The organism is Urbifossiella limnaea (genome assembly GCF_007747215.1).
Classification (GTDB): Bacteria; Planctomycetota; Planctomycetia; order Gemmatales; family Gemmataceae; genus Urbifossiella; species Urbifossiella limnaea.
The window spans coordinates 1,930,429-1,951,324 of record NZ_CP036273.1 but is presented as its reverse complement, the minus strand read 5'-3'; the positions used below and the strand labels follow the sequence as shown (position 1 = coordinate 1,951,324).

Genomic DNA, 20,896 nt, shown 5'->3' with positions numbered 1-20,896 from the left:
CGGGCCGCCTCTCCGCCCCCACCCGGAGCGACCGTGACCCCCACCCGCCGCGACCTGTTCGTCGCCGCCGCGAGCCTCGGCGTCGGCAGCACCACGTTCCACCGCGCCCTCGCCGCCCAAGCCCCCGACTTCGTCACAACGGTCACGCCGGACATGGTCCGCGCCGCCGAGTGGGTCGCCGGATTGGAATTGTCCGACGAGCAGCGCCGCCAGGTCGCCACCGGGCTGACGCAGGCGATGCGCGGCACCGCGGCGCTGCACCGGGCGAAGGTCGGCAACGACGTGCCGCCGGCCCTGCACTTCCTCCCGGACCCCGGCCGGCCGCCGGTCGGGCCGCGCGGCACCGTCGCGTTCACGCCGCCCGCCGCCGACCGCCCCGCAACCGACGACGACCTGGCGTTCCTGCCGCTCACGAAGCTCGCCGCCCTGCTCCGCGAGAAGAAGGTGAGTTCGACCGACCTCACGAAGTTGTACCTGGCCCGCCTCAAGAAGTACGACCCGGCGCTGAAGTGCGTCGTGAACCTGACGGAGGAGCTGGCGCTGCGGCAGGCCGCGGAGGCCGACCGCGAACTCGCCGCCGGCACGCCGCGCGGCCTGCTCCACGGCGTGCCGTGGGTGGCGAAGGATTTGATCGCCTACCCTGGCACGAAGACGACGTGGGGCGCTACTCCGTTTCGGGAGCAAACGATCGACGCCAAGGCGACCGTGGCCGACCGCATTGAGCGCGCCGGTGGGGTGATGGTGGCCAAGGTGACGCTCGGCGCCCTGGCGATGGGGGACCGCTGGTTCGGCGGCATGACGCGCAACCCGTGGAACGTCCGCCAGGGGTCTAGCGGCTCGTCGGCGGGTAGTGCTTCGGCGGTGGCCGCGGGGTGTGCCTGCTACGGCATCGGCAGCGAAACGTGGGGGAGCATCACGTCGCCGAGCACGCGCTGCGGTGTGACCGGCCTGCGGCCGACGTTCGGCCGCGTCAGCCGGCACGGGTGCATGGCTCTGAGCTGGAGCATGGACAAGCTCGGTCCGCTCGCCCGCTCCGTCGAGGACTGCGCCCTGATTCTGTCGGTCGTCCACGGCCACGACGGGCTCGACCCCACGGCCGTGACGCACCCGTTCACGTGGCCCGCGCCACGACCACTGAAGGAAATCCGCGTCGGCTTCTTCGAGAGCACGCCGGACGCAGTGAAACAGGCGCTCACCGACCTGGGCGTGCGGCTCGTCCCGTTCCGCCTGCCGGCCGGGCTGCCGGTGGCGGCGCTGTCGGTGATCCTGGACGTGGAGGCGTCCGCGGCGTTCGACGACCTGACGCGGGCCGGCGTCACCGAGGGGCTGAACACGTGGCCGGCGACGTTCCGCCGCGGGCGCTTCGTGCCGGCCGTGGACTACCTCCGCGCCCAGCGGGTGCGGACGCAGTTGATGAAGCAGATGGCCGCGGCGATGACCGACGTGGACGTGTACGTCGGCTCGCCGGACAACGGCCTGCTGACGAATCTGACGGGGCACCCGGTGGTGTGCCTGCCGAACGGCCTGGCCCGCGGCGCCGACGGCGTTGAGGTGCCGACGAGCCTGACGTTCACGGGCCGGCTGTGGGGCGAGGCAGAACTGCTGGCGGTGGCGAAGGCGTACCAGGACGCGACCGGCCACCACCTGCGGCGGCCGGACATGACGAAGGTGACGGCCGAGAACGCGGAGCCGAAGAAATAGCGGCGAGCCGGGGGCTCGATTTCAGCGCGGCAAGAATCCGGGGGCCGACGCTCCCGGCTCGCCTCCGCGGAGGCTCTCGATGAGCGCTCGCGGCGCGCCGATGTCCACGACGTGAACCACGCCCGTCCACGCCGCCGCGGCGGCGAAGCCACGCTTCGGCGCCACGAACGTCGCCGTGTGCGTCGCCCGCACGGCATGCCCCAGCGGCTCGCCGGTGTCGCAGTCCAGGCCGGTCGGCACGTCCACCGCCAGCACCGGCTTGCCGCTGGCGTTCACGAACGGGATTAGCTCGTCGAACGGCGCCGTCACCGGCCGCGTCAGGCCGGTGCCGAACAGGGCGTCGATCACCCACCCGGCGGCGTTCACGTCGGCGACGAGCGCCTCCTTCCAGGCGTTGCCGGTGGCGACGTTCGTCTTCAGCTCGCGGGCGTGCGCCCACACCTCGGCGTTCACGGCGCAGTCCGGCGACAGCTTCCGGTCCACGGCCGCGGCGGCGCGGGCGAAGCCGAACGACTGCCCCGCCTCGGGCCGCAACAGCCACACGACGACCGGCCAGCCGCGGTTGTCGAGGTGGCGGGCGAGGACGAACCCGTCGCCGCCGTTGTTGCCGGGGCCGCAGAGGATCACGGCCGGCAGCCTGTCGGGGTTCAGCCGCGTGAACAACTCGGCGGCGCCGCGGCCGGCGTTCTCCATGAGGCACACGCCGGGCATGCCGAAGTCCTCGACCGCCCGCCGGTCGAGGTCGCGCACCTGGGCGCGGGTGAGTGTCAGATCCATCGCTCGCCCCGTTCGGTTACCGTCGGACCCGCAGCCCCTGCCCCTGCAGCGTCGCCTCCACCTCGGCCGCGTCCAGCCACGGCAGGTCGCCGGGGATCGTGTGCTTCAGCGCGCCCAGCGCCCCGCCGTAGTCCACGCCCTTCCCCAGGTCGCCGTCGAGCATCCCGTGGATGAGCCCGGCCGCGAGCGCGTCGCCGGCGCCGAGGCGGTCCACGATCTCGACGTCGTACCACGCCGACTCGTACAGCTTCCCCGCGGAGTAGCCGACGGCGGCGAAGCGGTTCCGCCACACCAGCGGCGCCTCGCGGCGGGTGCCGGCCACGGCCTGCACGCCGAACCGCGCCATCAGCCCCTCCGCGACCGCGGGGAAGTCGGCGCCGGTGACGCCGAACAGGAACTCGGCGTCGGCCTCGCTGGCGATCACGAGTTCGCAGTCGCGCAGCAGCCCGCCCATGACCCGCGCCGCGTCCTCCCGGCTCCACAGCTTCGCCCGGTAGTTCAGGTCGATGCTCGTGCCGAGGCCCAGCCCGCGCGCCGCCTTCAGCGCCGCGCCGACGGCGTCGGCCGCGCCGGGGCTCAGGGCCGCGGTGATGCCGGAGACGTGGAACCAGCGTGCCCCCGCGAGCAGCGCCGGCCAGTCGAACGTGTCCGCGGTCACGCGGCTGATCGCGGAGTCCTTGCGGTCGTACAGCACCGAGCTGGCCCGCGGGGCGGCGCCGAATTCCAGAAAGTACAAGCCACAGCGGCCGTCGGTGTAGCGGACGTGCCGGTCGGACACGCCTGCTTCCCGCACGCGGTTGGCGACGAGCTTACCGAGCGAATTCTCCGGCAGGGCTGACACCCACGCCGCGGACCGGCCGAGGCGCACCAGTCCGACGGCGGTGTTGAGCTCGGCACCGCCGACCTCCAGGTCGAGGCTGCGGGCCTGCTCCAGCCGCTGGAAGTGCGGCGGTGCCAGCCGCACCATCACCTCGCCGAACGTGACTACGTCAACGGACATGGAATCCCCTGGCTCACGCCGGCCGCCCGCCCCGGAACGCCTTCACCACGCCGGCGTACTCCCGCGCCAGCGCCGTGATGCGGGCGAAGTCGCCGGCCGCGACCGCCGCCGGCTCCACCAGCTGGCTGCCGACGCCGAGGCAGACGGCCCCCGCCTTCAGAAACTCGACCGCGGTCGTCAGGTCCACGCCGCCGGTCGGCATCAGCTTCACCTGCGGCAGCGGCCCGCGCAGCGCCCGGAAGAACGCCGGCCCCACCACGTCGGCCGGGAACACCTTCACGATGTCGGCCCCGGCCTCCCACGCGGTCAGCACCTCGGTCGGCGTGAACGCCCCCGGCATCACCAGCTTGTCGTACCGCCGGCACATGCGGATCACGTCCACGTTCACCGCCGGCGAGACCACGAACTCGGCCCCCGCGAGGAACGCCGCCCGGCACGTCTCGGGGTCGAGGACGGTGCCGGCGCCGAGCAGCACGCGGTCGCCGAGTTGCCGCTTCGCCTCGCGGATCACGTCCACCGCGTTCGGCACCGTGAACGTCACCTCGGCGACGGTCACGCCGCCGTCGGCGAGGGCGCGCACCACCTCGACCAGCGGACCGGGGTCGGAGTAGCGGACGACCGCGACGATGCCGCAGTCCAGGACGCGCTGCAGGTGCCGTTCACGACTCATGCCGGGATTGTACGGGCGGACGTGGCGCCGGCCCGTGAGCTACACTTGGGCGCCCCCGGAACCCGCCCCATGCCGCCGCGCCAGCCCCGGTACGACTCGCTCGACGTGTGGCGGGGCGTCGCCTGCCTCATGGTCGTGGCGTACCACGCGGCCGTGTACACGCACTCCGACGCCTTCGAGGAACAGCTCCGCGCCCACGGGGGCAGCGCGGCCGAATATCTGCTCGCGGCCGTCGGCCGGTTCTGGTTCGGGGTGCCGGTCTTCTTCGTCGTCAGCGGGTACTGCATCGCGGCGAGCGCCGACGCGGCCCGCGGCAAGCCCGGCGGCGTCGGCCGGTTCTTCGTCCGCCGCGTCCGCCGCATCTACCCGCCGCTGTGGGCCGCGACCGCCATCGGCGTCGTCCTGGCACTGGTGCTGGCGCGGACCGCATGGCCCGGTCAGGGCGCCGCCGAGCGCGTGCCGATGGCCGACCCCGCCGGCCTGTCGCCCGTTCAGTGGCTCGGCAACCTCACGCTCATCGAGGAGTGGCGGCCCGCGCTCGGCGGCCCCGAGAAGGACTACTTCCTCGGCCAAATCTGGACGCTGTGCTACGAGGAGCAGTTCTACCTCGTCGTCGGCCTGCTGCTGCTCGCGTGCCCGCGGTGGTTCTTCCCCGCGGTGTGGGTCGTCACTGGGCTGGTGCTGCTGAACGTCGCCGGCCCGGAACGATACCAGGTTCACGTCCCCGGACTGTTCACGGAAGGGCTGTGGCTGTCGTTCGCGGCCGGGGTCGCCGTCTACTACCGCCGCAACCACGCCGACGCGACCGCCGGCGTGCTCTACGAACTGCTGCTGCTCGCCGCGACGGTCGCCGCCGTCCGCTTCGACCCCGACCCGCTCGGGCACGGCAAAACGCTGGCGAAGTGGACGTGGGTCGCCGGCGCGTTCGCCGTGCTGGCGTGCCGGCTGTCGCCGCACGACGCGGCGCTTTCGTCGGCCCGGTGGGCGGCGCCGCTGCGGTTCTGCGGGCGGATGTGCTACAGCCTGTACCTCGTTCACCCGCTCGTGGCGGTACCGGTGGCGTGGCTGTTCTGGCGGGCCGGGCTCACGTCGCCGGCGGTCACGGTGTTCGTCATGCTGCCGGCCGCGGTGCTGGCGTCGGTGCCGGTCGGGTACGCTTTTTGCCGACTGGTCGAGCAGCGGTTCGCCGGTGCCGCCCGGCCCGCCGAACCCGCGCGGGAATTGTTGCCGACCCCTGCCGCCGCCTGACCGGCCCCGCTACAGATAATCCGGGTCGGGCCGCCCACCCCGCCCCGGAGCCGTCCATGCGCCGCCGCCCGCTCGTCACCCTCGCCGTCGGCCTCGTCGCCGTCGCCCTCGCACTCACCGGCCGGGCCGCAGCCCAGAACGGCAAGGACGCCACCATCACCGTCGCGGTGCCGGCCCAGGACTACCCCAAGGTCCACGCCGACCTCGACGACGGCAGCGCCACCATCCAGGGCGTGCTGAAGCTCCAGGCGATCCCGCTCCGGACCGACACCGGCACCCGCGTCATCGACCTGAAGCACGTCCGCCGGGTGACGTTCCAGCGCGACCCGAACGGGAACTCGCAAGACCTGGTGGAACTGGCCGACAAGGAGATCGTCCGCGGCCGGGTGACCGCCGACGTGTTCACCGTCGAGGCCGACGGCAAGGCGACGGACTACCCGAAGGCGAAGCTCCGCGAGGTGCGCGTGGACCGCGACGAGCACCTGTCGCTGCTCGGCGTGCTCATCGGGCTGCTGACGCTGACGGCGATGGAGATCGTGCTCGGCGTCGACAACATCATCTTCCTGGCGATCGTGGCCGCCCGGCTGCCGAAGGCGGAGCAGCCGAAGGCCCGCAAGATCGGCCTCGCGGCGGCGCTCGGCACCCGGCTCCTGCTGTTGCTGTCGCTGTCGTTCATCCTCGGGCTGACGGCCCCGATCTTCACCCTGCCGGACCTTCCGTTGATGCGCGACCTGGAGGCCCGCGAGGTGTCGTGGCGCGACGTGATCCTGCTGGTCGGCGGGCTGTTCCTGATCGGCAAGAGCGTCTACGAGATGCACGAGAAGCTGGAGCACGCGAAGGCCCACGCCGCGGCCGGCACCACGCCGCCGACCGAGGGGAACGCCAGCTTCGCCAGCACGATCGCCACCATCGCGGTGATCGACATCGTGTTCTCGCTGGACTCGGTCATCACCGCGGTGGGCATGGTGGAGAGCGTGCCGGTGATGATCGTGGCGATGGTCCTGGCGATGGGCGTGATGCTGGCGTTCGCCGGCCCGGTGAGCGACTTCGTGGACCGCCACCCGACGGTGAAGGTGCTGGCGCTGTCGTTCCTCATCCTGATCGGCGTGATGCTCGTGGCCGAGGGGTTCGGCCAGCACATCAACAAGGGGTACATCTACTTCGCCATGGCGTTCGCGGTGGCGATCGAGTTCATCAACCTGAAGCTCCGCGGGTCGTCGGCCGCGGTCGCGGCGGCGACGGCGGAAAAGCCGGCGGGGGCGTGACCGCGGTGACCCGCCGACCGCCACGGGGAGCGGGTCCGACTCTACCGCCGGGGTGGCGGCGGCGGCGGACAATCCGGGCGGGTGGGTCGTTGTCCGTTGTACCAGAGGGTGTTACATTCTCCCGACCCCCCGGAGTCCGCTCATGCGCCGCCCCGCCCCGCGCCCCCTGTCCGGCCGCATCGAGCCGCTCGAAGACCGTGTCACTCCAGCCACCCTGTTCGGGCTGACCAACGCCAACGTCCTTCTCACGTTCGACAGCGCCACGCCCGGCACGATCGCCGACTCGGACACCATCACCGGCCTGCAAGCGGGGGAGCTGATTGTCGGCATCGACGTCCGCCCGGCGACCGGCCAGCTCTACGCCCTCGGGCTGGTGGACGACGGGGCGACCCGCACCGCCCGAATCTACACCCTCAACCCCACGACCGGCGCCGCCACCCAGGTCGGCAGCACGCCGTGGACGACGACATACCTGGACACCCAATTCGGCGGGTTCAACTTCAACCCGAACGTCGATCTGATCCGCGTCATCGCCGACTCCGGGCAGAACTTCCGGGTCAGCCCGGTCACCGGGGCGCTGGTCGGCACGGACACGAACACGTCGAACACGGGCCTGAACGGGGTGGCGTACACGAACAACGACGGGTTCGCCCAGACGACCACCCTGTTCGGGTTGAACTTCAGCACCGATGACCTGGTCACGGTCGGCGGGCTGAACGGCACCCCGTCCCCGAACGGCGGCCAGGTGACCAATGTCGGCGATACCGGGTTCATCGCACAGTTCGCCTACGGGATGGAGATCGTCTCGGTGGGCGGCGTGGCCACCGCGTTCGCCACCGCGCGGCAGGCCGGCACCACCAACCTGTACACGGTAAACCTGACGACGGGGGTGCTCACCTCCGTCGGCGCGATCGGCGGCAACCCCGCCATCCTCAGCCTGACCGCGAGCCTGACGAGCCGTACCGTCGGCGGGACGGGCGGGAACGACACCCTCGTGGTGAACGCGACGAACGGGAACTCCGGGTCGTACACGCTCAACGGCGGCACCCCGGTCGCGTTCAGCGGCATCACGTCGTTCAGCTTCCTCGGCGGGAACGGGGACGACACGCTCACGATCAACAACCCGGTCGGCGACATGTTCGCCCCGACCGGCGGCATCGTCTTCCACGGCGGGGCCGGCACCGCCAACACCCTCGTCAACGCGGGCGGGTCGAGCGCCGGCGGCAGCCTCACCGCCACGAGCGCCACCGACGGCACCCTTACCCAGGCCGGCCCGAGCACGCAGACCGTCACCTTCACGGGCCTGGCCGCCGTGACGGACACGGCGGGCAACGGCGGCTTCGTCGTGAACGCCACGGCCGCCGCCGACACCATCAACGTGGTGAACGGGCCGGCCGGCCGGTTGCAGGTGAACAGCGGGGCGACCCCCACGTTCGTGACGGTGAACGTCGCGGGCAAGCAAGTGGTGGCAGTCGAAGCCGGCGGGGGTAGCAACACCGTCACCCTGAACTTCACGCAGGCCGCGGGGGTGGGTTTTCTTTTCGTGATCGGCGGCCCGGTCGCCGACACGTTCATCGTCCAGTCGACTGCGCTACCGACGGAGCTCCAGGGTGAGGACGGGGCCGACACGTTCGACATCGTCCCGACCGCGTTCCCCGTGACCGTGAACGGCGGCCCCGGCACCGACGAGCTGAACAACGACCTGACCGGGGCGACCGACCCGTTCTTCACGATCGCCGCCGACCCGGCCGGCGGGCTGATGGGAGGGATCACGTTCTCGAACCGCGGGACCCAGACCTTCGCCCAGGTCGAGCCGGCGCCGATCCTGTTCAACTTCCTGACCGTGACCGCGAGCGACGGCCTCACGACCACGCCCGTGGGGTCCGCCGTGACGTACACGGTCGTGGTGCGGAACAACTCCCCGATCGGCATCACCGGCATCGCGGCGAGCGCCACGTTCCCGACCCAACTGACCGGCGTGACGTGGACGGCGGCGTACACCGGCACCGGGTCGAGCGGGGCGGCGGGCGGGACCGGGAACATCGCCCAGGCCGTGAACCTGGCGGCCGGCGGCACGGTGACGTACACCGTGACCGGGACGCTCGACCCCGCGTTCACCGGCATCATCACCGCGGTCGCGTCCGCCGCGACGCCGATGCCCGCCGACCTCCTCGACACGACCCCCGCCGACAACACCGCGACCGACACCACCGCGGTCGACTCACCGACGCCGCTGGTGGTGACCGGGCCGGGGGGCGGGACCGGCCTGCGGTTCACTTCGACCGGCGGGCAGTACGGGTCCCCGCAGTCGGTGTCGTTGTTCCCCGGCTTCGGGGGAGAAATCCACGTCGCCCAGGGGGACCTGGACGGCGACGGCGTACTCGACATCGTGGCGGCCACCGGCGCCGGCGCGGGCCTGGTGAAGGTGCTCCGCGGGACCGACCAGTCGGTGCTCACCCAGTTTTCGCTGTTCGACGGCTACGCCGGCGGGCTGTTCGTGGCCGTCGGCGACCTGGACGGGGACGGGACGGACGACATCGCCGTCACGCCGGACGCGACCGACGCGTTCACCGGGCCGACCAACCGCGAGTTGCCGGTGCGGGTGTTCAGCGGGGCCGGGTTCACCCTCCTGGCGGCGTTCAACGGCCTGGCCGACCTGCAGGGGGCGAGCGGCGAGAACGAGGGCACCCGGCTCGGCGGCCGGCCGGCGATCGCGGACGTGAACGGCGACGGCCGGAACGACCTGCTGATCGCCGCGGGGAACGGCGGCGGCCCGCGCATCACCATCTGGAACGGGACGGGGTTCGCGGGCGCCGCCGGCGGCAAGCCGACGACGACCCCGCTGGCCAACCTGTTCGTGTTCGAGAGTTCGCAGCGCGGCGGGGCGTTCATCGCCGCCGGCGACGTGAGCGGCGACGGCGTGGCGGACGTCATCGCCGGCGGCGGGCCGGGCGGCGGGCCGCGGGTGCGGGTCGTGAGCGGGGCGAAGCTGTTCGGCCTGTCGAACCTGGACGTGAACCTGGACGACCCGGCGAACCTGGCGAACGGGCTGGTGCTGAACAACTTCTTCGCCGGCGACCTGAACCGCCGCGGCGGGCTGAGGGTGGCGGTGGTCGACCTGGACGCCGACGGCCGGGCCGACCTGGTGACCGGTAGCGGCACCGGCGAGGCGTCGTCGGTGCGGGTGTACAGCGGGCCGGCGCTGGCGGCGGCATTCGGCACCAGCTCCGAGCCGGGCGTGAACCAGGTGCTCGACCCGTTCAGTGCCGGCGTCCCTGGCGGCGTGTGGGTGGGGTAGCAGTGCCGGGGGCCGGTTGTAGCGGTTGGGCAGATTGGACATGCATTATTCTCGCCCGATCTTTGAACAGTTTCTCCTCGGGGGTGGGTACTCTGGACGTGCCCCGACCTGTGTCCGGTCGGGAGCCGGCACCCGAACACCCCCCCGAGGTTCCGATGGCCCGCCCCTCCCGCCCGGCCGCTCTCCGCTGCGAGCCGCTCGAAGACCGCGTCACCCCCGTCGTGGCCTACGCCCTCACCGGCGTCGGCAACGGAACCGCGACGCTGCTCGGGTTCGACACGGCCAGCCCGAACCTCACCACCACCGTCGCGGTCACCAACGTCTCCGCCAACGAGCGGCTCGTCGGCATCGACTTCCGCCCGCAGAATGGCCACCTGTACGCGCTGGGCGTGACCACCACCAGCGCGGGTAGCAACACCGGCACCCTCTACGACATCTCCGTCCGCACCGGCCGGGCCACGCCGGTCGGGCCGACCGGCGGCGTCACCGTCACCAACGGCGGCGGCCTGACGAACCCCGCCACCGCCGGCACCGCCTACGTCTTCGACTTCAACCCGGCCGCGGACGCCATCCGCGTCGTCGGCTCCGACGGGGACAACTTCGCCATCAACCCGAACACGGGGACGACGCTGGCGGAGCAGACGCCCGCCAGTACGTCGTTGGGGCTCACGGGTGCCGGCTACACCAACAACACGCCGAACGCGATCGCCACGACCCTCTACGCCATCGGTTCGGCCGCCGACTCGCTCTACCTCATCTCGAGTCCGGCCACGCCGATCGGCACCCTGGTCGGGGTGCTCGGCGTCGGCGACGTCACCGAGGTCAACGGGTTCGACATCCCGGCCGGCATCAACGTGGGTACGTCGGGCACGGCGGTCACGTCCGGGGCCGGCTTCGCAGCGCTGACCGTCGGCGGCGTGTCGCGGCTTTACACCGTCAACCTGGTGACCGGTGCGGGGACGCTGATCGGGACGATCGGCAGCGGGGCGGCGGTGAGCGGGCTGGCCGTCCAGAACGACTTCGGCGGCTTTCCGGCCTTTGGCCTGGCCGGCGTGAGTGCCGGCACCGCCATCCTCGTCCGGTTCAACACCAGTACGCCCGGCACCTCAACCTCGGCGTTCGTCACCGGCATCGCCGGCGGCGAAACGCTCGTCGGGATCGACTTCCGCCCGAACACCGGGCAGCTGTACGCCCTGGGCGTGAACGCCGGCGGCACCGGCTCCCTGTACCAGATCAACCCGCAGTCCGGGGCGGCCACGGTCGTCGGCACCAGCGGGGGCGTGGCCATCCTCGGCGGCCTGCCGAGCCCGGCCACGACCAGCTACGGGTTCGACTTCAACCCGGCGGCCGACGCGATCCGGGTGGTCACGTCCGCCGGGCAGAGCTTCGCCATCAGCCCCACGAGCGGGGCCGTGACCGCCACCGCCCCGGCGATCAACGGGGCCGCCACGGCGGCGGTGGCGGCGGCGTACTCCAACAGCTTCGGCCAGGCGCCCGGGGTCGGCGGCCCGACCACGCTGTACGTCCTGGACGCGGCCTCGAACTCGCTGCTGATCCAGGCCCCGGCCTCGAGCCTCACCACCGCCGTCGGCCCGATCACCCAGAACGGCACCCCCCTCGACTTCTCCAGCGTCGCCGGCTTCGACCTCCCGGCGGCGGTGACCTCGCCCGCGCCGGGCGGCTCGCCCGCGGTCGGGGCCGGGTACGCCTCGCTGGTCGTCGGCGGGAACACCCGCCTCTACCGAATCGACCTGGCGACCGGCGCCGCGACCGACCTCGGCGCGACCCCGCTGGCGATCTCGGCGTTCACGATGGGGGACGCCCCGACCGGCGCGGTCCGCTTCCAGACCACGACCGCGACCGCCGCCGAGGGCACCACCCCCGTCGTGGCGCTGACCCGCACCAGCACCACCGGCCCGCTGACGGTGACCGTGACCACGACCGGCGGGACCGCGACCGCTGGCGTCGACTACGCCCCCGGCCCCGTCACCGGAACGTTCGCCGACGGCTCGAACACCGCCACGTTCACCGTCCCCACCGACGCCGACGTGCTCATCGAGGGGAACGAGACGGCCGTGTTCGGCATCACGACCGGGCCCGGGGTGATCGTCGGCACTCCGGCGGCGTTCACGCTGACGCTCGCCGACACGACGCCGCCGGTGGCGCCGAGCCGGAATCTGGTGATCGGCCAGCAATCCGGGGCGGCGGCGGTGTTCGTGCCGAACGCCTCCGGCCAGTACCCGGGCTCGCCGGCCGCGACGCTCCAGCCGTTCCCGGGATTTTCCGGAACGCTCCGCGTGGCGGGCGGCGACGTGAACGGCGACGGCACGGCGGACACCGTCCTCGTCACCGGCCCCGGCACGGCGCTGCGGCTGGCGGTGATTTCGGGCGTGGACAACAGCACCGTGCTGGTGGCGCCGTTCGACCCGTTCGGCGGCAACTTCACCGGCGGCGGGTTCGTCGCCGCCCGCGACCTGGACGGCGACGGCACCGACGAGTTCGTCGTCACCCCGGACGAGGGCGGCGGCCCGCGGGTGTCGGTGTTCGGCCGCAACGCCGACGGGACCACCACGGTCCGCGCCAACTTCCTCGGCATCGACGACCCCAACTTCCGCGGCGGCGCCCGCGCCGCGCTCGGCGACGTGAACGGCGACGGGGTGCCGGACGTGGTCGTGTCGGCCGGGTTCGGCGGCGGGCCGCGGACGGCGATCTTCACCGGCCAGAGCGTGCTGGCGGGGGCACCGGTGCGGCTCGTCAACGACTTCTTCGCGTTCCCCGGCACCGACGCGGTGAACCTCCGCAACGGCACCTTCGTGGCGTCCTCCGACGTGACCGGCGACGGGTTCGCCGACCTGATCTTCGGCGGCGGCCCGGGCGGGGCGCCGCGGGTGTTCATCCTGTCGGGCGCGCTCGTCAGCGCCGGCCAGGTGGACGCGGCGCAGGCGGCGCCGGTGGCGAACTTCTTCGTGGCGGGGAACGTGAACGACCGCGGCGGCGTTCGGGTGGCGGCCGTGGACGCCGACGGCGACGCGCGGGCGGACGTGGCGGCGGGGAGCGGCGAGGGTTCGCCCGCGAAGGTGCGGGTGTACCTGGGGGCGAACTTCACCGGCGGCGGCGAGCCCGGTACGTTCCAGGACCTCAGCGTGCTCGGCGGCGGGGCGCTGGCGGGCGGCGTGTTCGTCGGCTGACCGGCCGCGTTCCCACTTTGCCGGGCCGCCGCGCGGGATTCTACCGCGCGGCGGCGGATTCCCCTTGGTGTGCCGTTTTGACCGAAATACCATCGATACTGCCCGATTCACTTTCCTGCCCAGATTGCCCATCCTGAGGGGCGGTGAGCCGGAATCCGTTCAGCTTCCACGAGCCGAACCATGTCTGCCCGTTCCCGCCGCTCCCGCCTCGGGGTCACCCCGCTGGAGACCCGCGTCAACCCGTCCACGTTCACCTGGGACGGCGGCGGGGCGGACGACAACTGGAGCACCGGCGCCAACTGGGTCGGGGACGTGGCGCCGACCGCGGCCGACGTGGACACCGTCGTCGTGTTCAACACCGTGGACCCCAACGTCGTCATGGACATCGCCGGGATGGACGTGGCGAGGATCCAGTTCGACGCCGGCTCCGACGTCACCCTGGTCCTCAACACCGACCTGACCCTCGACGCGGCGGGTGCGGCCGTCAACATCCAGGACACGACGGCCTCCACCAACGTGATCGCCGGCCCCGGCGGCCTGGTGCTGACGAACGCGGATGCCGTCATCAATCACCCCGGCTTCCCCGGCTTCCTGCTCGTCTCGGCCCCGATCACCGGTCTACGGGGGTTCACGAAGACTGGCACCGGCACGATCATCCTCTCAACTACGGTCGGGAACACCTACCGAGGGACGACGACGGTCGCCGACGGCGTGTTGGAGTTGCGGACGGACACGCTCAACCGGGGGCTGTCGGGCAACGTCGTCGTCGGGGACGGGGTCGGGGCGGCGGGCACCGCCGTACTCCAGTTCGGGCCGACCAACAACTTCGAGCTCCGGAGCGACACGACGCTGACGGTCAACGGCGACGGACGGGTGAACGTGCCGGGCGGGGCGATTGACAGTTTGACCTCCCTCAACGTCGACGGGGGCCGGTTGAATCTCGCCGGCACCTTCCATCTTCAGTCAGGCGGCATCGTGAGCAGCAACGGCGCGGCCGGGTCGGTCATCGACGCGCCGGGGGAACTGGCGTCGCTGGGTGTGCTCTTCCGGTTCGACGTCGCCGACGGCCCCGGGGCCACGGACCTCCTCGTCTCAACGTCACTCTCCCAGGTGGACTTTCCCGCGACCCTCGTCAAGACGGGCACGGGCACGATCGAGTTCGCCATGCCGGCCGCGAACACCCTCACCGGCGCGACGCTCGTCCGGGACGGCGTGCTCCTCCTGAACACGACCACCACCGACGCCGCGCTGTCTGGCGCCATCACCGTCGGCGACGCCATCGGGGCCGCCAGGTCGGCGGCCCTCCGCCTCGTCAACGCGTCCGAGATCGCCGACACCGCGGGCATCCGGGTCAACGCCGACGGGCTGCTGGACGTGACCGCCACCGCGTCCGAGAAGGTCGCTTCGCTGAACCTGAACCTGGCACCGGGGGGCGGCGGGTTCGCGATCGCCACCGGCGGCGTGTTTCAGGTCGAGCCGGCCGACCCGCTCGACACGATCGACCTGACGGGCGGGGTTCTGACGTTCAACCGCACCGGCCCCCTCGTGCCGATGGGGCAGACCGTCACGCTCATCGACAACCTCGGGGCCGACCCCGTCACCGGGACGTTCGCCGGCCTGCCGGAAGGCGGGGTGCTCACGGCGAACGGCCAGACGTTCACCATCAGCTACGTCGGCGGGGACGGGAACGACGTGGTTCTGACCCCGGCCAACACCCCCCCGTCGCGGTCGCGGACACGCTGACCACGAGCGAGGAGGTGGCCGGCACGATCGACCCCCGCGGGAACGACACGGACGCGGACGGCGACCCGCTGACCGTCACCGCGGTCACGCAGGGGACGAACGGCACGGTCACGTTCACCCCGACCGGCGTCACGTACACCCCGGCGGCGAACTTCAGCGGGTCCGACTCGTTCACCTACACCGTGTCCGACGGGAACGGCGGGTCCGCCACCGCGACCGTGTCCGTCACCGTCACCCCCGTGAACAACGCACCGACTGCGAGCTCCGTCCTCGCGGTCAGCGGACCGGCCGACGGGACGGCACAGCTGTACACGCCGGACGCGGCCGGGCTGTACGGGACGACGCCGGCCACCGTGTCCGGCCTGAGTGGGTTCGGCGGAACCGTCCGAACCGCGACCGCGGACGTGGACGGGGACGGGACTAACGACACCGTCCTGGTGACCGGGCCGGGCGGGCCGGTCCGGGTGACGGTCGTCAGCGGGGTGGACAACGCCACCGTGCTCGTCGCCGCGTTCGACCCGTTCCAGGACCCCAACTTCACCGGCGGCGGGTTCGCCGCCGCCGCCGACATCGACGGCGACGGCAAGGCCGAGTTCGTGGTCACCCCCGACGAGGGCGGCGGCCCGCGGGTGAGCGTCTTCACCCGCAACGCCGACGCGACGACCACCCGGCTGGTGAACTTCCTCGGCATCGACGACCCCAACTTCCGCGGCGGCGCCCGCGCCGCGCTGGGCGACGTGAACGCCGACGGCACCCCGGACCTGATCGTGTGCGCCGGCTTCCTCGGCGGCCCGCGGACGGCCGTGTTCGACGGCACCACGCTGTCCGGCGCCCCTACCCGGCTGGTGAACGACTTCTTCGCCTTCCCCGGGGCCGACGCCACGACACTCCGCAACGGCGTGTTCGTGGCGGCCGGTGACGTGGACGGCGACGGCTTCGCCGACCTCATCTTCGGCGGCGGCCCGGGCGGCGCCCCGCGGGTGTTCATCCTCAGCGGGGCGCTCGTGTCCGCCGGCAACGTGGCCGGGGCGCAGGCCACGCCGGTCGCCAACTTCTTCGTCGCCAACAACTCGACCGACCGCGGCGGGGTGCGGCTGGCGGCAAAGGACGCCGACGGCGACAACAAGGCCGACGTGGCGGCGGGGAGCGGCGAGGGGTCGCCGGCGAAGGTGCGGGTGTACCTCGGCACGAACTTCGTCGGCAGCGGCGAGCCGGCTACGTTCCAGGACCTGAGCGTGTTCGGCGGCGGGGCGCTGGCGGGCGGCGTGTTCGTGGGCTGACCGACGGGACTTATTGTGTCAGACGCCGCCGTTGTGTCGAGTACCGTGGGTCGCGCCCACACACCGACACAACGGAGCCGTCCGATGGCCGTCCAACTCCGCGCCGAAGCCCTGGAAGACCGGACCGTCCCGGCCACCTTCACTGTTACCGATCTGTCGGACGCCGGCCCCGGCACCCTGCGGGCCGCGGTCGGCCTGGCGAACGCCGCCCCGGACGCCGACACCATCGTGTTCGCCGGCCCGGCGGTCGGCGGCATCGTCCTCCTCAGCACCGCCGGCGGCACCCAGTTCGGGCCGAACGCCCTGGAAGTGACGACCCCCATTACCATCACCGGCAGCGGAGAAACGCTCAGCCGCGAAACGATCCAGAGCCTGCGGCTGATCTACGTCTCCCCGACCGGCAACCTCGTGCTGAGCAACCTGACCCTGTCGAACGGCCTGGCGCGCGGCGGGAACGGCGGCACCAACCTCGGCGACGACGGCGGCGGCGGCGGCGGCGGGTTGGGGGCCGGCGGGGCGATCTACAACCAGGGCACGCTCACGATTACGGGCAGCACGCTGAGCGGGAACACCGCCCGCGGCGGCGACGGCGGGGCGGGTGCGAACAACGCCGGCAGCGACGCGGGCGGCGGCGGCGGCGGCGGCGGCATGGGCGGCAACGGCGGTACGACGCCGGATAACGGCACCGACGGCGGGGCGGGCGGCGGCGGGTTCGCCGGCAACGGCGTCGGCGGGGCCGCGCCGGTCGGCGGCGGCGGCGGCGGCACCACGTCCACCGCGAACGGTGCGGCCGGCGGGGTGGCCAACGGCGGCACGGGCGGCGCCGCCGCGGTCAACGGCGGGGCGGGCGGGATCGGCGGCGGCGGCGGCGGCGGCGGCGACGAAGGCACCGGCGGGGCGGGCGGGATCGGCGGCGGCGGCGGCGGCAGCGGCGAAGACGACGGCGTCGATGACGCGAACCGCGGCGGGGCCGGCGGGTTCGGCGGCGGCGGCGGCGGCGGCGGCGAGGACAACGGCGGCGGGGCCGGCGGGTTCGGCGGCGGCGGCGGCGGTGCGGCGAACGGCGGCTCCGCCGCGCAGACTGGCGGCACGGCCGGCACGTTCGGCGGCACCGGCGGTTCCACCCTGGCCACCCGCGGCTCCGGCGGCGGCGGCGGCGGGGCCGGGCTCGGCGGGGCGATCTTCAACGACGGCGGCACCATCACGATCACCGGCAGCACGATTTCCACCAACACCGCGACCGGCGGCACCGGCGGCGTCGCGGGCGGCACGGCGGCGGCTGGCGGGGCCGGCTCGGGCACCGGCGGCGGCGTGTTCAACCGCCTCGGCACCGTCACCGTCCAGAACAGCACGATCACCGGCAACATCGCGTCGGGCGACGGCGGCGGCATCGGCAACACCGCCACCCTGTCGCTCACGAACACGACCGTCTCGGCCAACACCGCGACGACCGGCGTCGGCGGCGGCATCGAACAGTCGGGCGGGACCGCCGTGGTGACCATCCTCGGGTCCAACCTGACGGGGAACACGTCCACGCAGTCCGGCGGCGCGCTCGACGTGTTCGGCGGGTCGGCCACGATCACCGACACGAACGTGACCGGCAACAAGTCCACCACCATCAACGGCGGGGGGCTGGAGTTCCGGAGCGCGGGGACGGTCACGATCAACCGGGTCACGGTTTCCGGGAACCAGGCCGCGGCGGGGTTCGGGGGCGGATTCCGGATCCTCAGCGGCACGGTGAACATCCTCAATACCACCGTGGTCGACAACACCTCGGCCGGCGGCGGCGGGTTCAGCATCGCCGGAGGGACGGTGTCGATCGTGAACAGCACGATTACCAGCAACACGGACACCGGCGCGGCCGCGAGCCGGTCCGGCGGCGTGAGCGCCACCGTCGGCACGGTGACGCTGGCGAACAGCGTGATCGCCAACAACACGACCGCCGACGCCGTGGCCCGCGACGTGCGCGGGACGTTCGTGGCCGCCGGGTCGAAAACCAACTTCCTCACGTTCGTGGACGCCAACACGAACCTCGCCAACGGCGTGAACGGCAACGTCGTCGGGGCCGACCCGCTGCTCGGGCCGCTCCAGTCCAACGGCGGCCCGACCCAGACCCGCCTCCCGCTCGCCGGCAGCCCGCTCATCAACGCCGGCAGCACCACGTCCGTCCCCGCCGGCACCCCGTTCGACCAGCGCGGCAGCGGGTTCCTCCGCGTCATCGGTTCGGCCGTGGACATCGGCGCGGTCGAGGTGCAGCCGCCGTTCCCGCTGCTCGTCTCGGGCCCGGCGAACGGCGCGGCGGCGGTCTTCGTCCCGAACCCGGCAGGTGCGTACCCGGCCTCCCCGGCCGCGACCGTCGCCCCGTTCGGCGCCAACGGCGCGAACGTTCGGGCGGCGGCCGGCGACGTGAACGGGGACGGGTTCGCCGACAGCATCCTGGTCACCGGGCCGGGGGTGCCGATCCGGGTGGCGGTGGTGTCCGGGGCCGACGACACCACGGTCCTCGTCGCCCCGTTCGACCCGTTCGGCGGGGGCTTCACCGGCGGCGGGTACGTCGCGGTCGGGGACCTCGACGGCGACGGGACGGACGAGTTCGTCGTCACCCCCGACCAGGGCGGCGGCCCGCGCGTGAGCGTGTTCTCCCGCAACCCGGACGGGACCACCGCCGTCCGCGCGAACTTCCTCGGCATCGACGACGCCAGCTTCCGCGGCGGGGCCCGCGCCGCCCTCGGCGACGTGGACAACAACGGCGCCCTCGACGTGGTCGTCGCCGCCGGGTTCGGCGGCGGCCCCCGCACGGCGATCTTCACCGGGGCGAGTGTCCTGGCGGGGAGCCCGGCGCGGCTGGTGAACGACTTCTTCGCGTTCCCCGGCACCGACGCGGTGAACCTCCGCAACGGCAGCTTCGTGGCGGCCGGCGACGTGACCGGCGACGGGTTCGCCGACCTGATCTTCGGCGGCGGCCCCGGCGGCGCCCCGCGGGTGTTCATCCTCAGCGGCGCGCTCGTCAGCGCCGGCCAGGTGGACGCGGCTCAGGCGACGCCGGTGGCGAACTTCTTCGTGGGTGGGAACGTGAATGACCGCGGCGGCGTCCGGGTGGCGGCGACAGACGCCGACGGGGACAGCAAGGCGGACGTGGCGGTGGGGAGCGGCGAGGGGTCGCCGGCGAACGTTCGAGTGTACCTCGGCAAGGACTTCGTCGGCAGCGGCGAGCCGGCGACGTTCCAGGACCTCGGCGTGTTCGGCGGCGGCGCCCTGCCCGGCGGCGTGTTCGTGGGGTGAGTCGGAAGGCGAGCCGGGGGCCGATGCCCCCGGCTCGCCGGGCAGACGAGGCTCAGGCCGGCAGGTCGTCCGGCTCGCCACGCCACGACCGCACCCAGCGGCCGAGCACGCCCGCCTTCCCGAGGCTCACCAGCACCGCCACCGGCAGCAGCAGCAGCCCCGCCACCAGCTGGTCGAGCCCGGCCAGCACCGCCCGCGCGGCCGCGTACAGCCGCCACCCTTCGAGCCCGACCCACACCGCCGGCATCCCGCCGGCCAGCCCCCACCGCCACGCCTCGCGCCGCCACAGCCCCACGCCCAGCTGCACCGCCCACGCCGCCGCCAGGAAGCCGACGTGCGGAAGCCGGGGGGCCGTCAGTCGCAGCGTGTCCGGCCCGATCACCGCCAGCCCGAGCAGCACCAGCGTCACGGCGTCGGCCGCGAGCGGCACCTTCCGCACCCAGGCGATCAGGCTGAACCCGCCGGCCGCGAGCAGCGCGACGTACAGCGGGGTGCCGCCGAGGCGGTCGGCGTAGCGGCCGAGGAAGTCGGCCGCGACCGCGTTCTCACCGACCCCGACGCTCGACAGCGGCACCAGCGCCAGCGCTCCGAGGAGCGCCGCCACCTGTGTGGGCCGGTGCCGCGCGACGAGGCCGAGTTCCAGCAGCACGGCGGCGACCGCGAGCCCGAACGGGGCCAGGAAGTACGGGGCGAACACGAGGTCGGCGGCGCCGGCGCCGTCGAGCAGGTGGAACGACCAGCACAGGAGGAACGCCCGCCCGCACACGGCGACGGCGAGGAACACGAACAGCGACCACGGGTAGAACGGCCACGGCCACGGGCTGCCGTTCCGCCGGGCGTACGCGGCCCCGCGCCGCGCCGCCGGCAGCAGCAGGAGGAACACCAGCCCCGCCGCCGGGGCGAAGCCCCACAAGCCCCACAGCAGCGCGTCCGACTGCGGGGCGCGGACCGCCTGCGTGAGCGCCACCGGGTACAGGAAGAACAGCGCGAGCGTCAGGTAGTACGGCCCGCGGAACCCGGCCGGGAGCCGCAGCCGGATGCCGTTCAGCACCACCTCGCTCACGACCACCGCGAACACCAGCCCGGCGCCGTTCAGCAGCGCGCCGCGGTCCGGGCTCGTGACCAGGAGTTCGTCGAACGTGACGGACGTGGCGAGGAACATCAGCACGACGAGGAGCAGGACGGTGCGCAGGTCGTTCCAGTACCCGGCGTAGCGGACGAGGAACAGGGCGGCGGCGGCGAGCAGCAGCGTGTACCCGCCGAGGCCGGCGGTGAGGGCCGTGGCGTCGTCGGCGCGGGTGGGGTCGGCGAACGACGTTTGCAGGCCGTACAGGAACAGCCCGGCGCTGACGACGTACAGCGGGTTGCTGGTCCACAGGAAGCGCACGACGCCCCGGCCCGGCACGGCCGGGGCGGGCGGAAGCTCGGACGACATGGGACGACC

12 protein-coding genes are annotated in these 20,896 nt (G+C 73.1%); 8 read left to right on the top strand and 4 right to left on the bottom strand.

Features of this window, described 5'->3' with window-relative positions:
• The first annotated feature begins 33 nt into the window (after positions 1-33).
• Complete coding sequence (locus ETAA1_RS07750; RefSeq protein WP_202920737.1) at positions 34-1,701, top strand: amidase; 1,668 nt, start codon at positions 34-36, stop codon at positions 1,699-1,701.
• 21 nt (positions 1,702-1,722) lie between these two features.
• Here ETAA1_RS07750 and ETAA1_RS07745 read toward each other — a convergent pair whose 3' ends face one another.
• Genes ETAA1_RS07745 through ETAA1_RS07735 form a run of 3 tightly spaced genes read right to left on the bottom strand, consistent with a single transcriptional unit; the run spans position 1,723 to position 4,148 of the window.
• On the bottom strand, positions 1,723-2,478 hold the full coding sequence (locus ETAA1_RS07745; protein ID WP_145235946.1) for an NAD(P)H-hydrate epimerase: 756 nt from the start codon (positions 2,476-2,478) through the stop codon (positions 1,723-1,725).
• 16 nt (positions 2,479-2,494) lie between these two features.
• Entirely contained in the window at positions 2,495-3,478 is a 984-nt protein-coding gene (locus ETAA1_RS07740) for a sugar kinase (protein WP_145235944.1), read from the bottom strand.
• A gap of 13 nt (positions 3,479-3,491) precedes the next feature.
• On the bottom strand, positions 3,492-4,148 hold the full coding sequence (locus ETAA1_RS07735; protein WP_145235941.1) for a bifunctional 4-hydroxy-2-oxoglutarate aldolase/2-dehydro-3-deoxy-phosphogluconate aldolase: 657 nt from the start codon (positions 4,146-4,148) through the stop codon (positions 3,492-3,494).
• A 69-nt stretch (positions 4,149-4,217) separates the two neighbouring features.
• Here ETAA1_RS07735 and ETAA1_RS07730 point away from each other — a divergent pair, with 69 nt between their 5' ends.
• The 7 genes from ETAA1_RS07730 to ETAA1_RS31630 all read left to right on the top strand — a co-directional run bounded on the left by ETAA1_RS07730 (position 4,218) and on the right by ETAA1_RS31630 (position 19,452).
• A complete protein-coding gene (locus ETAA1_RS07730) occupies positions 4,218-5,396 on the top strand; it encodes an acyltransferase family protein (RefSeq protein ID WP_145235938.1) in 1,179 nt (392 codons plus the stop codon).
• Positions 5,397-5,452: 56 nt separating this feature from the next.
• Positions 5,453-6,661, top strand: a complete 1,209-nt coding sequence (locus tag ETAA1_RS07725; RefSeq protein ID WP_145235935.1) for a TerC family protein — start codon at positions 5,453-5,455, stop codon at positions 6,659-6,661.
• Positions 6,662-6,803: 142 nt separating this feature from the next.
• Positions 6,804-9,959 (top strand): DUF4394 domain-containing protein, encoded by a 3,156-nt coding sequence (locus ETAA1_RS07720; protein ID WP_145235933.1) that lies wholly within the window; start codon positions 6,804-6,806, stop codon positions 9,957-9,959.
• Between the two features lie 155 nt (positions 9,960-10,114).
• Positions 10,115-13,147, top strand: a complete 3,033-nt coding sequence (locus ETAA1_RS07715; protein WP_145235930.1) for a DUF4394 domain-containing protein — start codon at positions 10,115-10,117, stop codon at positions 13,145-13,147.
• 180 nt (positions 13,148-13,327) lie between these two features.
• Positions 13,328-14,890: an autotransporter-associated beta strand repeat-containing protein gene (locus ETAA1_RS07710; protein ID WP_145235927.1), complete on the top strand. Its 1,563-nt coding sequence runs from the start codon at positions 13,328-13,330 to the stop codon at positions 14,888-14,890.
• Positions 14,891-14,904: 14 nt separating this feature from the next.
• The gene (locus tag ETAA1_RS07705) at positions 14,905-16,170 is read left to right on the top strand and encodes an Ig-like domain-containing protein (protein WP_145235925.1); all 1,266 of its coding nucleotides are present in this window, start codon (positions 14,905-14,907) and stop codon (positions 16,168-16,170) included.
• A gap of 84 nt (positions 16,171-16,254) precedes the next feature.
• Entirely contained in the window at positions 16,255-19,452 is a 3,198-nt protein-coding gene (locus tag ETAA1_RS31630; RefSeq protein ID WP_202920736.1) for a choice-of-anchor Q domain-containing protein, read from the top strand.
• 52 nt (positions 19,453-19,504) lie between these two features.
• On the opposite strand, the gene ETAA1_RS07695 is transcribed toward ETAA1_RS31630, so the two are convergent.
• Positions 19,505-20,887 (bottom strand): hypothetical protein, encoded by a 1,383-nt coding sequence (locus ETAA1_RS07695; protein WP_145235922.1) that lies wholly within the window; start codon positions 20,885-20,887, stop codon positions 19,505-19,507.
• Positions 20,888-20,896 lie beyond the last annotated feature (9 nt).

Coding starts and splice junctions, on each gene's coding strand:
- ETAA1_RS31630 (WP_202920736.1), top strand. CDS start 16,255: ATGGCCGTCCAACTCCGCGCCGAAGCCCTGGAAGACCGGACCGTCCCG.
- ETAA1_RS07720 (WP_145235933.1), top strand. CDS start 6,804: ATGCGCCGCCCCGCCCCGCGCCCCCTGTCCGGCCGCATCGAGCCGCTC.
- ETAA1_RS07725 (WP_145235935.1), top strand. CDS start 5,453: ATGCGCCGCCGCCCGCTCGTCACCCTCGCCGTCGGCCTCGTCGCCGTC.
- ETAA1_RS07695 (WP_145235922.1), bottom strand. CDS start 20,887: ATGTCGTCCGAGCTTCCGCCCGCCCCGGCCGTGCCGGGCCGGGGCGTC.
- ETAA1_RS07715 (WP_145235930.1), top strand. CDS start 10,115: ATGGCCCGCCCCTCCCGCCCGGCCGCTCTCCGCTGCGAGCCGCTCGAA.
- ETAA1_RS07710 (WP_145235927.1), top strand. CDS start 13,328: ATGTCTGCCCGTTCCCGCCGCTCCCGCCTCGGGGTCACCCCGCTGGAG.
- ETAA1_RS07730 (WP_145235938.1), top strand. CDS start 4,218: ATGCCGCCGCGCCAGCCCCGGTACGACTCGCTCGACGTGTGGCGGGGC.
- ETAA1_RS07740 (WP_145235944.1), bottom strand. CDS start 3,478: ATGTCCGTTGACGTAGTCACGTTCGGCGAGGTGATGGTGCGGCTGGCA.
- ETAA1_RS07735 (WP_145235941.1), bottom strand. CDS start 4,148: ATGAGTCGTGAACGGCACCTGCAGCGCGTCCTGGACTGCGGCATCGTC.
- ETAA1_RS07745 (WP_145235946.1), bottom strand. CDS start 2,478: ATGGATCTGACACTCACCCGCGCCCAGGTGCGCGACCTCGACCGGCGG.